The 12,008-nt window shown below is 72.3% G+C and carries 9 protein-coding genes; 2 read left to right on the top strand and 7 right to left on the bottom strand.

Annotation, left to right across the window (positions count from 1 at the left end):
• Positions 1-269: 269 nt before the first annotated feature.
• Positions 270-1,796: an amino acid permease gene (locus AB0M30_RS44350; RefSeq protein WP_364597731.1), complete on the bottom strand. Its 1,527-nt coding sequence runs from the start codon at positions 1,794-1,796 to the stop codon at positions 270-272.
• 97 nt (positions 1,797-1,893) lie between these two features.
• Positions 1,894-2,811 carry a cation diffusion facilitator family transporter gene (locus tag AB0M30_RS44355; RefSeq protein ID WP_364597734.1) on the bottom strand — a complete coding sequence of 306 codons (918 nt, stop codon included), beginning with the start codon at positions 2,809-2,811 and terminating at the stop codon, positions 1,894-1,896.
• Positions 2,812-2,964: 153 nt separating this feature from the next.
• On the opposite strand from AB0M30_RS44355, the gene AB0M30_RS44360 reads away from it, so the two are divergent.
• On the top strand, positions 2,965-5,892 hold the full coding sequence (locus AB0M30_RS44360; RefSeq protein ID WP_364597737.1) for a BTAD domain-containing putative transcriptional regulator: 2,928 nt from the start codon (positions 2,965-2,967) through the stop codon (positions 5,890-5,892).
• Positions 5,893-6,710: 818 nt separating this feature from the next.
• Here AB0M30_RS44360 and manA read toward each other — a convergent pair.
• The 5 genes from manA to AB0M30_RS44385 form a co-directional block, all read right to left on the bottom strand.
• The gene (manA, locus tag AB0M30_RS44365; protein ID WP_364597747.1) at positions 6,711-7,940 is read right to left on the bottom strand and encodes a mannose-6-phosphate isomerase, class I; all 1,230 of its coding nucleotides are present in this window, start codon (positions 7,938-7,940) and stop codon (positions 6,711-6,713) included.
• 54 nt (positions 7,941-7,994) lie between these two features.
• Positions 7,995-9,089 carry a hypothetical protein gene (locus AB0M30_RS44370; RefSeq protein WP_364597740.1) on the bottom strand — a complete coding sequence of 365 codons (1,095 nt, stop codon included), beginning with the start codon at positions 9,087-9,089 and terminating at the stop codon, positions 7,995-7,997.
• Positions 9,073-9,294, bottom strand: a complete 222-nt coding sequence (locus tag AB0M30_RS44375; RefSeq protein WP_360173252.1) for a Trm112 family protein — start codon at positions 9,292-9,294, stop codon at positions 9,073-9,075. Before AB0M30_RS44375 ends, AB0M30_RS44370 begins: the two co-directional genes overlap by 17 nt.
• 88 nt (positions 9,295-9,382) lie before the next feature.
• The gene (locus AB0M30_RS44380) at positions 9,383-10,738 is read right to left on the bottom strand and encodes a phosphomannomutase/phosphoglucomutase (RefSeq protein WP_364597743.1); all 1,356 of its coding nucleotides are present in this window, start codon (positions 10,736-10,738) and stop codon (positions 9,383-9,385) included.
• Between the two features lie 80 nt (positions 10,739-10,818).
• Complete coding sequence (locus tag AB0M30_RS44385) at positions 10,819-11,172, bottom strand: DUF3499 domain-containing protein (RefSeq protein WP_026468546.1); 354 nt, start codon at positions 11,170-11,172, stop codon at positions 10,819-10,821.
• Positions 11,173-11,249: 77 nt separating this feature from the next.
• On the opposite strand from AB0M30_RS44385, the gene AB0M30_RS44390 reads away from it, so the two are divergent.
• A complete protein-coding gene (locus AB0M30_RS44390) occupies positions 11,250-11,714 on the top strand; it encodes a metallopeptidase family protein (protein ID WP_103341201.1) in 465 nt (154 codons plus the stop codon).
• Positions 11,715-12,008: the final 294 nt, after the last annotated feature.

Consider the following 12,008-nt stretch of genomic DNA (forward strand, 5'->3'; position numbering starts at 1 on the left):
GAGTTCTCCAGTACCGAACGGGGGATGAACGGCAAAATCAGGGGGACGCGGCACCACTGAACGTGGGAATCACGCGGCTGTAATTCACCCGTCAGTGGCACACGAAGGATCGAAAGGTATCGCATGTCACCCAGCCGCTTACAGGGGGTCCCCCTTTGGGTACAAATCGCAAGATCGTCTTGATCAAGTCGTAACCTCGCATTAAGCAACCAAACGCAAAAAGCCCGCCGACCTGGGTGTCCAGGCAGGCGGGGCTTTTATCGCGCAAGTCAGGCTTCGGGCGACTTCACGGGTTCGCCGGTCTCTTCGGCCTGCCGCTTGCCGACCAGTGAATGCCGGCGGCTGTACCCGAAGTAGAGCACCACGCCCAGGACCATCCAGGCGGCGAACCGCAGCCAGGTCAGCACGGTCAGGTTCAGCATCAGCCACAGGCAGGCGAGGATGGCCAGGATCGGGATGAGCGGCACCAGCGGCACCTTGAACGCTCGCGGCAGGTCCGGCCGGGTCCGGCGCAGGATCAGCACGCCCGCCGACACGAGCACGAAGGCGAAGAGCGTGCCGACGTTGACCATTTCCTCGAGCTTGTCGGCGGGGAAGAACCCGGCCGCCAGCGCGACCAGGCCGCCGACGATGAGCGTCGCCCGCTTCGGCGTGCCGTGCTCGCCGGTCTTCGCCAGCCCTCGCGGCATGAGGCCGTCGCGGGACATCGCGAAGATGATCCGGACCTGACCCAGCATCAGCACCATGACGACGGTGGTCAGACCGGCCAGCGCGCCGAACGAGATGATGTTGGCCGCCCAGTCGACGCCGTTGGCGGAGAACGCCGTGGCGAGGGTCTTGTGGCTGCCGTCGCCCGCCTTGGTCGCGAGGTCCTTGTACGACGTCATGCCGACGACCACGAGCGACACCGCGACGTACAGCACCGTGACGATGGCCAGCGAGCCCATGATCCCGCGCGGCACGGCCTTCTGCGGGTTCTTCGTCTCCTCCGCGGTGGTCGCGACGATGTCGAAGCCGATGAACGCGAAGAACACCAGCGAAGCGCCCGCCAGCAGGCCGAAGACGCCGAACGAGCTGCTCGCGCCGCCCGCGATCAGGGAGAACAGCGACTGGTCGACGCCCGTCTGGCCGGCTCCGCCCGTCTCGCCCGGCGGGATGTAGGGCGTGTAGTTGGCGCCCTTGATGTAGAACAACCCGAGGATGATCACGAACAGCACCACGGCGACCTTGATCCCGGTGATCACCATGGACACCCGCGACGACAGCTTGGTGCCGACGGCCAGCAGCGTCGTCAGGATCGCCACGACGAGCAGCGCGCCCCAGTCGACCGTCACGCTGCCGATGTCGAACGTCGACTTGGTGCCCTTGCCGAAGAGGTAGCCGAGCACCGTCTCCAGGTACACCGACCAGCCCTTGGACACCGCCGCCGCGCCGACGGCGAGCTCGAGGATCAGGTCCCAGCCGATGATCCACGCCATGAACTCGCCGAAGGTGGCGTAGGAGAACGTGTACGCGCTGCCCGCGACCGGCACGGTCGAGGCGAACTCCGCGTAGCACAGCGCCGCCAGCGCGCAGGCGATCGCGGCGAACACGAAGGCCAGCGATACCGACGGCCCGGCGTAGTCACCCGCGGTGCGCGCGGTCAGCGTGAAGATGCCGGCACCGATGACCACCGCGACGCCGAAGACCGTGAGGTCCCACGCGCTCAGGTTCCGCCGGAGCTTGGTGTCCGGCTCGTCGGTGTCCGCAATGGACTGTTCGATCGATTTCGTGCGCCACAATCCCGTTCCGGGCACCGTTGACCTCCTGCGGCTGGCCTGCATGTATCGCAGTAGGTCACCCTATCGGGTCAGGTCCGTGACGGCTCACCGAAAAGGCGGAGCAGCTCTTCGGCTAACGGGTGAGACTGCGGTCCAGGTCCGGTTCGAGGTAGATCAGCTTGGCCACCGGCACCTTGGCGCGGACGCGGGCCTCCGCGTCGTCGATGGCCCGCGCGACCTCGGCGGTGTCGAGCCCCGGCACCAGCGCCAGCTTCGCCGCGACGAGCAGCTCGTCCGGGCCCAGGTACTGGGTGCGGATGTGGATGACGCGCTCGACCTTGCCCGCGGCGAGCTCGTCGACGATCGTCGCGAGGACGCCCTCGTTGGCGCCTTCGCCGATGAGCAGGCTCTTCATCTCGATGATGAGGATGATCGCGATGACGCCGAGCAGCGCGCCGATGGCGAGGGTGCCGATGCCGTCCCAGACCGGGTTGTCCGTGACGACCGACAGCCCGACCCCCAGCAGTGCGAAGACCAGACCGAGCAGCGCGCCGGCGTCCTCGAGCAGCACCACGGGCAGCTCGGGCTCCTTCGCCTGGCGGATGAAGCCCCACCAGGTCGTGTCGCCCTTGATCTTCTTCGACTCGCCGATGGCGGTGTAGAAGCTGTAGCCCTCCAGCGCGACCGCGACGACCAGGATGATCACGGCGACGATCGGCGACTCGAGCGGCTCCGGGTGGCCGATCTTGTGGATGCCTTCGTAGATCGCGAAAGCCGAGCCGAGCGTGAAGAGCATCAACGCGACGATGAAGGAGTAGAAGTACCGGTCGCGGCCGTAGCCGAAGGGGTGCTCCTGGTCGGCTTCCCGCTTCGACGTCTTCTGGCCGAGCAGCAGCAGGCCCTGGTTGGTGGTGTCGGCCAGCGAGTGCACGGACTCGGCCAGCATCGACGACGACCCCGTGACGAGGAAGCCGGCGAACTTCGCCGCCGCGATCCCGGCGTTGGCCCCGAGTGCGGCGAGGATCGCCTTGGTTCCGCCTCCAGCTGACACGACCGCTCCCCTGGTAGGTCCTGAAATGTCCGGGTGGAGCCTAATGGGAACGCGCGGCGGCGACCGTCCCGACCGGGTGAACCGCGGCCGCCGGTTCTGTCGTACCCCTTCGCTACCGTGGTTTTTCCTGCCGACCACACCCGGGAAGGTGACATGGCGCACTTCGCCGTGCTCGGTCCGCTCGCCGTCGAGAGCCCGCCGGGCCGGTGGGCGGTCCTGCGCGGTGCGCGGCAGCGCACGCTGCTGGCCGTGCTGCTGCTCAACGCCGGCCAGCACGTCCCCGTCGACGTGCTGGTCGAAGCGCTGTGGCCGGACGGGCCGCCCAAGTCGGCCACGTCCAACCTGCACACCTACCTCTCGCGGCTGCGCGACCGGATCGAAGGCCTGCGGGTCGAGCACGGCCCACCCGGCTACCGGCTGCACGTCGAACCGGAGGAGCTCGACCTGCTCGTCTTCCGGTCCGCCGTCGCCGAAGGGCGGCGGACCGGGGATCCGGTGGCCGCCGCGGGGCACTACCGGCGGGCGCTCGCGCTGTGGCGGGGGCCGGTGCTGGCCGGGCTGCACGTGCCGCGATTCGGCGCCGACATCGCCCGGCTGGAGTCCAAACGCCTCGCCGTGTTCGAGGACTGCGTCGACGCGGAGCTGGCGGCCGGGCGGCACGGCGAGCTGACCGGCGAGCTGCAGGCCATGATCGCCGAGCACCCGCTGCGCGAACGGCCGGCCGCGCAGCTGATGATCGCGCTGCACCGGGCCGGGCAGCAGGGCAGCGCGCTGGAGGTCTACCGGCGGCTGCGGAGCACGCTGATCGAGGAGCTCGGCGTCGAGCCCGGGGCGGAGGCCCGGCGGGTGCACGCGGCCGTCCTGCGCGGTGAAGACCCGGTGCCGCGGCTGCCGCCGGCGGTGTGGCCGGTCTGCCAGCTCCCGCCGGACATCGGGGACTTCACCGGCCGCGACGCCGAGCTGGCGGAGCTGACCGGCGTGCTCGGCGCGGGCGGCGGCGTCCCGGTCGCGGTGCTCAGCGGCGAGCCGGGCGCGGGCAAGAGCACCCTCGCCGTGCGCGCCGCGCACCGGCTGCGCGCGCGGTTCCCGGACGGCCAGCTGTACGTGCCGCTGGCCGGCCGCGAAATCGGCGAGGTGCTGGGCGACCTGCTGCGCGCGCTGGGTGTCCCCGGCCCGGCCGTCCCGGACGACGTGCGGGCGCGCGCGGCGGTGTTCCGCGGCCGCCTTACCGACCGGCGGGTGCTGGTGGTGCTCGACGACGCCGTCGACCCCGAGCACGTCCGCACGCTGCTGCCGGGCACGCCGGGCTGCGCGGTGCTCGTGACGAGCCGTCGCCGGTTGAGCGGGCTCGCCGGCGCGCACCGGCTGGCGGTCGGTCCCCTCTCCGGCGCCGACGCCGCCGAATTGCTGCACCGGCTCGCGGGGGCGCGGGTGGCCCGGGAGCGTGCCGACGCCGAGCGGATCATCACCGCGTGCGCGCGGCTGCCGCTGGCGCTGCGGATCGCGGGCAGCCGGCTGGCCATCCGCCCGCACCTGCGGCTCGGCGAGCTGGCCGGCCGGCTGGAGGACGAGGTCCGGCGCCTCGACGAACTGACCGTGAGCGACCTCGCCGTCCGGAGCAGCATCGCGCTGAGCTACGACGGCCTGCGGCCGCCCGCGCAGAGAGCGTTCCGGCTGCTCGGCCGGTGCCGCCTCGCCGACCTGCCGGCCTGGGCGGTCACCACCCTGGTGGACGACCCGGACGAAGCTGTCGAGGAGCTCGTCGAAGCGAGCCTGCTGGAGGCGCGCGGGGCGGACGCGACGGGCGAAGGCCGCTACCGGATGCACGACCTCGTCCGGCTGTACGCGGCGGAGCTGACCGACCCGGCGCCCGGCGAAGGCCTCCGGACGGTGCTGGCGGCCACGCTCGCCCTCGCCGACGCGGCGGCGGCCCGGCTGCCGCGCACGGTGCCGATGCCGTCCCCGGCCCACGAGCCGCCCGCACAGCCGTTGCCGGATGAGCTGGTGGAGCGGCTGCTGGCACGTCCGGACGACTGGTTCGCCGCCGAGCGCGCGAACCTCCTGGCGCTCATCGGCACGCTGGGCCCGCGGGACGCCCTGCTGCTGCTCGACCGGCTCGGCGTCTACCTGTACCTGCACGGGCAGTACGCCGACATGCGCGCGGCGTACGAGGCGGTCTTGGACGCGGGCCCGCCGCTGGCGGCGGTCGCCGAGGCCACGCTGACGCTGTTGCGGCACGCGCGCGGCGAGTACGAGGAGGCGGCGGTCCGCTACCGCGCGTGCGCCAAGGAACTGGAGGCGCACGGCGACAGCCGCACCCACGCGTGGGTTTCGGCGAACCTGGCGCACTGCCTGATCGGCCTCGGCCGCGCGGAGGAGGCCCTGCAGACGGCGGCCCACGCCCGCGAACTGTTCACTGTGGACGGTTCACCGGCCGAGCTCGGGTGGGTCCGGGCGGCGGAGTCGGCGGCCTTGCTGCGGCTCGGCCGCATCGAAGACGCCCGCGAAGTCGACCGGACGGCACTGGCGGCGGCCCGCTCGACCGGCGACGCCCGGGTGCTCGGCGAGGCGTTGCACGGGTTCGCGTGGTCATCGCTGCTGACGGGCGACGACGCGGGCGCGGTGGCGGCGATCGCGGAGTCGGTGGACCTGCTGCGCGGCACGATGGCGCGCTCGGCACTGGCGAAGTCGTTGCGGACGAGGGGTGCGATCTCGGCGGCAACGGGCGCGCGAGAGGAAGCGACGGCGTCGTTCGGCGAGGCACGCGAGCTGGCGCGGGAGCTGGACGAGCGGCCGCGAGAGCTGTCGTGCACCCGCGCGCTGGCGGCGGCCTGGATCGGCGAAGGCCGGGCGGCCCAGGCGATCCCGGTGCTCCGGGCGTGCTTGGACGAGTGCCGCGAGATGGGCGGCAGAGCGGCCACCGGCCTCACGTGGCTGGTGTTGAAGCGCGCGTACGAAGCCACAGGAGAGCCGGCAGCGGCCGAGGTGGCGGCGACCGAGGCCGCGGAGCTGCTCGACCCGCGCGACGCCAGCGCGGCCGCGCTTCGCCGGGCGCTGCTCGCTCTCACCGAGCCGGCCTGACGGGGGGTTCGCCTGGCTCGCTGGGGCGCTGCCCCGCACCGAACCGGCTCCGACGGGATCGCCCGGCGCTCACATGGCATGCCCCCGCACCGAGCCGCTCTGCCGAGTACCCCTCGATAGTTTGGCCTGGCCCGCCAGCTGGCCTGACGCCCTCTTTGGCCTGTTCGGCCAGGTCCGCCTCGCCGAGGTGGTCCACCGGGCGAGACGGGATGGTGTCGCCCCTCACCGCACCACCCGCCTCGCCTCGGCCGCCGGGTTGGCCGCCGAGGTGGTGCCGCCCCCTCGCGGCACCACCTCACGCCCACGGACGCCGGGCGAATCCGACCGGCGCCACCCCCTGCGGACCCGGCGGCGCGCATCAGCGCACCAAGGTCCCCCCTTGGTGTCGATCGTGGCGGACGCCGCCACACGGAACGCACACAGAACCCGCGGCACACCCGCGCACCCAGACAGCCGGGCCCGCCCACTCCGGCGGTCGGCCCGCGTACCCGAACGGTCAGCCCGCGTACCTGGACAGTCGGTTCGTGTACCTGGGCGGTCGGCTCCCGTACCTGGACAGTCTGCTCAAGTGCACCGGCGGTCGGTTCGCGTCCCAGGACTCGTTGGCTGGGATCTCTGGGCGCCGGTTTCCGGCCGACCCACCAGGCATGCAGGCCGACCCTCGAGACACGCGGGCCGACCCTCCGGGCACGCCAGCCGACCCACCAGATACGCAGGCCGACCCACTAGGTACGTGGGCCGACCCTGCGGGTACGCGAGCCGACCATCGGGGTACGTGAGCCGGGCTGCTGGAGACGTGAGGTGGCCCGGCGGGCGGGTCAGTCCTCGCAGGTGCCTGCGGTCGCGCGGAAGAGCTGGGCCCGTTCCCCACCCAGGGCGCGGATCTTCACCGGCGGGTCCGCCGCCGGCAGCCACACCGACTGACCTCGGCGCAGCTCGACCCGCTCACCGTCGTCCGCCGTCACGAGGAGGTCACCCGCCGTGCACAAGAGGATCTGGGGGCCCACGCTGTCGACCGAAATCTCGTCGTCCTGGCCCGCCGCCCACTCCACGCGGGACAGCTCGAACTCCGGGGCGTCCGTGCGGTACACCGCCATGCGCCCCCCGGAATCACCGCACTGGACCGGCATCTCGCCGCACGCGAAGTCGACCACGCGCAGCAGCTCCGGGACGTCCACGTGCTTCGGCGTCAGCCCGCACCGCAGGATGTTGTCCGAGTTGGCCAGGATCTCCACGGCCGTGCCGTGCAGGTACAGGTGCAGGTTGCCGGCCGGCAGGTAGATCGCCTCGCCCGCGCGCAGCGTCAGGCGGTTCAGGAGCAACGCCGCCAGCACGCCCGCGTCGCGCGGGTGGGCCTCGCCGAGCTCCAGGATCGTGCGGCACTCGACCGCGAACTCGCCGTGCTCCTGGACGTGCCGGATGCACGCGTCCAGGACCTCCGGCAGCAGCCTGTCCAGGGACGACTGCGGCAGTGTGATCCACGTCGTGAACAGCGCCCGCAGCCCGGACGGGTCCGGCTGGGCCTCCAGCAGCCCGGTGTAGTTGGCCAGTCCCGGCGTCTCGATCGCCTTCAGCAGCTTCATCGTGCGGTCGGGGGCACGGAACCCGGCCAGCGCGTGGAACTCCGTCAGCGCGCAGACCAGCTCCGGCTTCGCCGTCGGGTCCGGGTAGTTGCGGTTCGCCGCCTCGCGCGGGATGCCCAGCCGCTCCTCGCGGGCGTGTCCCTCCGCGGCCTGGGCCGCCGACGGGTGCGCCTGCATCGACAGCGGCTCCTCCGCCGCGAGGATCTTCAACAGGAACGGGAGCCGCCCGCCCCACCGCTTCGCGCAGCGCTCGCCGAGCTGGGTCACCGGGTCGGCGTCCACCAGCTCGAGCAGGCTCCGCTCGGTCCCGTCGGGGCCGATGACGTGCGACGGGTCACCCGGGTGGGCGCCCATCCACAGCTCGGCCTCGGGGTGCGGCGCGGGTATCGGCCGGCCCAGCAGCTCGGGGATCGCCGTCCGCGATCCCCAAGCGTAGGGCCGCACCGCGTTGCGCAGCAGCTCCACTGTCACCTCAACTCCACTCCTCCGGCACCGGCCGGAGCCGGTGCTGGGCGGGTCTCACGCCGTCGCGGGCGCGAAGCGACCGGCGCCGCCGATGCTGCCCGCCGCCAGCCCGAGATAGACCGCCGCCAGTTCGAACCGCAGCGCCAGCACCGCGGCCCGCACGATTTCGTCGGCCTCGATCTCCTCGGCCGGCGCGATGACGTCCGCACCCGGCAGCAGATCCTCGGCTTGGTAGCGCGCCGCGTCCGTGGCCGGACCGGTCCGCACCGAGAGCAGCAGCACCCGGGTGGGGATGTCACCAGAGGGATCGTCCGGATCGGCGAAGATGTCACGCTCCGCGCCACCTGATTGCGCCGCCCGCCGCAATGCGGGGCGCGCCAGGGCCTGACGATAGTCCTCGACGTCGCACACCGTGGCCGCGTGGGCGGCGAACGCGTGCGCAGCGTGTTCGCCGACGGCGACCGCGACCGGGTCCAGCCCCCACAGCAGCGGCACGCGGTCGGCGACCCGCAGCGCGAGCGCCTTGGCCGGGTTCGCGAACGAGTCCCGGGCCAGGTAGTCCTTCTCGGCTTCGAGGTCCAGCTGGTCGGCGAGCACCTGGACGTCGGAGATCAGCAGGCCCAGCGCGTTCGCGGTGAGCAGTCCGGCGGCCAGGCCGCGCGGGAACGCCAGCTCGGGTGGCACCGGGATCCGCGGCGCCAGCAGCACGCCCTTGCCCGCCACGGCGGCGGCCACCGGGCCTTCCGCCGGCGCCGAAAGCACCACCGAAGCGCCGTAGCGAGCGGCGCGCTCGAGCGACGCGGCGAGTTCTCGGTCACCCGGGTCGTCGGTGTGCGCGAAGACGACGTCGAGCGCGCCGATCCAGCTCGGCACCACCTCGGCGACGACCACCGGGACCGGGCACGACGGCGCCAGCAGAGCGGCCAGCAGCCGGGTGAGGGTGCGGCTCACCCCCGGCCGGTCGATCAGCACGACGGCGCGGGGGCGGCCCATGTCGAGCCGGTCGGCCAGCTCCAGCTCAGCGGCCAGCTCGGCGGTCGCCCGCACCTGGGCGCCGGCCATCGCGGCGGCCCGGAGCAGCCCCGCGCTGTCGGCCTCGGCCAGCCGCGCGGGGTCGTCGAGCAACGTGTCGTCAAGCACTGTCGGCATCGGAGTTTCCGTGGTCCCCGGGCAGGGTCGCTTCGTCCAGGAGCAGCACCGGGATGCCGTCACGGACCGGGTACACCCGGCCGCACTCGGTGCAGGTCAGTGCGTCGGCCTCGGGGTCGTCCGGCGCTCCGGGGCGCAGCGGGGCGTGATCCGGCGACGGGCACGCCAGGATCTCGAGGAGCTGGGGGTCGAGCGTGATGGCCATGGTTCCTCCATACCACGCGAAAAGGTGTGATGAAGGGCACCTTCAGGACACAGTTCGGCCCGCGGGCCCGCCCTTCATCGTGGACGGGTCAGCTGCGGATGATCGCGAGTACTTCGTCCACCAGCCCTTGCACGGCCTCCGCGTTCGCGGCCTCGACGTTCAGCCGGAGCAGCGGTTCGGTGTTCGACGGGCGCAGGTTGAACCAGGCGCCGCCCGGCAGCTGCACGGTCAGGCCGTCCAGCTCGTCGAGCTCGACGCCGGAGCGGGTGCCGAAGCTGTCCTTGACGGCCATCATCTTCGCGACCTGGTCGTCGACCGTGGAGTTGATCTCCCCCGAAGCCGCGTAGCGCGAGTACGCGCTGGTCAGCTCGGACAGCGGGCCGGTCTGCTCGCCGAGCGCGGCGAGCACGTGCAGCGCCGCCAGCATGCCGGTGTCGGCGCGCCAGAAGTCGCGGAAGTAGTAGTGCGCGGAGTGCTCGCCGCCGAAGATGGCGCCGGTGCGGGCCATCTCGGCCTTGATGAACGAGTGCCCGACGCGGGTGCGGACCGGCTTGCCGCCGTGCTCGGCGACGATCTCCGGGACGCCCTTGGACGTGATCAGGTTGTGGATGATCGTGCCGCCCGGGTCCTTGGCCAGCTCGCGGACCGCGACGAGCGCCGTGATCGCGCTCGGCGAAACCGGCTCGCCGCGCTCGTCGACGATGAAGCAGCGGTCGGCGTCGCCATCGAAGGCGACCCCGGCGTCCGCGCCGACCTCGCGCACCTTCGCCTGCAGGTCGACGATGTTCGCCGGGTCGAGCGGGTTGGCCTCGTGGTTCGGGAAGGTGCCGTCGAGCTCGAAGTACATCGGCACGATGTCGATCGGCAGTCCGTCGAACACGGTGGGGACGGTGTGGCCGCCCATGCCGTTGCCGGCGTCGACCACGATCTTCAGCGGCCGGCTGCCGGACAGGTCGACGAGGTTGCGCAGGTAGGCGGCGTAGCCGTCGAGGACGTCCCGCTCGGTGATCGTGCCGCGCTGGCCCTCGAAGCCGGGCACGCCCTGCTCGACGGTGTCGCGGATCTCGGCCAGCCCGGTGTCCTGGCCGACCGGCGAGGCCCCGGCGCGGCACAGCTTGATGCCGTTGTACTTCGCCGGGTTGTGGCTGGCGGTGAACATCGCGCCCGGCATGTTCAGCGAACCCGAGGCGAAGTACAGCTGGTCGGTGCTGGCCAGCCCGATGCTGACCACGTCGAGGCCCTGCGAGGTGACGCCTTCGGCGAACGCGGCCGCGAGCCCCGGCGAGGAGTCGCGCATGTCGTGGCCGATCACCACCGACGGCGCCTCCGGCTTGATGAGCAGGGCGAACGCGGCGCCGAAATCGCGGACGAGGTCCGCGTCGAGCTGCTCGCCGACCACGCCGCGAATGTCGTAGGCCTTCACGATGCCCGAAAGGTCTGGCACGCCGTCTCCCCGCGAATAGTCGTCCCGGCGCCCGCTGCGCCGCGCGGAAAGCCTACCGGCGGGGTGAGAGGGTTACGCGTTCAGGCGCGGCCGGGGAGGACCCGCAGGTGGCCGCGGCGCCCGGAAGGCCCCTCCGGCTCGGGCGCGGGAGCCGGTTTGCCGGGCCGGCCAGCCTCGCGCACGGCCTCGGCCAGCGCGGTCAGTTCGTCGGCCGACGGGTCCGGCGCGGCGAAGGCCCCTTCGTGCCGCACGACTTCCCAGCCCTTGGGCACGGTCAGCCGCAGCGCGTGGGCTTCGCAGAGGTCGTAGGAGTGCGGCTCGGAGGCGGTGGCCAGCGGGCCGACGACGGCGGTGGAGTCGCTGTACGCATACGTCAGCGTGGCCACAGCTGGCTCGAGACAGCCAGTACGCGAACACTTCCGTACGCTCCGCACAAAACGAAACGATAGCGCGTCGCCGCAAGGTCTCCAGCGCGACACGCGCTGAACCGCGGTCGCATAGACTTCCGGACGTGGCGACGGCTCGTGATTACCGACAACGGCGGCGCTCGCGGCGGGACCGGCACGGCCGGGGCCTGCGCGGGACGCTGTACCCGGCGACCCTGCCCGCCGCCGCGAGCCGCGCGGAACGCTTCGACGCACTGGTGCTGGACGCGCTGGAGCCGATCGAAGCCCGCTGGCGCCACGAGCTGACGAAGCTCGACGTGGCGGTCGACGACGTGCCCGAGATCCGCGAGAACGGCCACTCACCGGCGGACGGCGTGCTGCACGACGGCGCCGTACCGCTGTCGCGCCTGGTCCCGGCGGGAGTGGACCGGACTGGGCTGCCGACGAGGGCCCGGATCGTGCTGTACCGGCGGCCGCTGGAGGCACGGGCGAAGGACCCGTCGGAGCTGGCCGAGCTGGTGCACGACGTGCTGGTGGAGCAGGTGGCGGGGTATCTCGGCGTGGAGCCGGACGTCATCGAAGGCGAGTAGCAACGGCCGGGCTGAGGGGTCGCTGGCGAGTAGAAACGGCCGGGGCTGAAGGGGCGCTGCTAACCGGCGGCCGGTAGCGCAAGCCGACCAACGACGTCACCAGACCGCCCCCGCCCCTCATCCCAGCCTTCTCTTCAGCCGACGGTCGGGTTTGTCAAGGCACGCTTTCCCGCCTTGACAAACCCGAGCGGCGGCTGAGACTCCTACCGGAGGGGCGGGGGAGGTCGGACCCGCCCTGCCGCGGCAGAAACCGCAGTAGAACCCGCCCCTGCCGCACCGCCGCAGTAGGCAAAC

The organism is Amycolatopsis sp. NPDC051716, assembly GCF_040681595.1.
Classification (GTDB): Bacteria; Actinomycetota; Actinomycetes; order Mycobacteriales; family Pseudonocardiaceae; genus Amycolatopsis.

What these genes read in the sequence shown, in the direction of transcription:
- AB0M30_RS44360 (WP_364597737.1), top strand. Translation starts at nt 2,965, where the DNA reads ATGGCGCACTTCGCCGTGCTCGGTCCGCTCGCCGTCGAGAGCCCGCCG.
- AB0M30_RS44370 (WP_364597740.1), bottom strand. Translation starts at nt 9,089, where the DNA reads ATGCCGACAGTGCTTGACGACACGTTGCTCGACGACCCCGCGCGGCTG.
- AB0M30_RS44375 (WP_360173252.1), bottom strand. Translation starts at nt 9,294, where the DNA reads ATGGCCATCACGCTCGACCCCCAGCTCCTCGAGATCCTGGCGTGCCCG.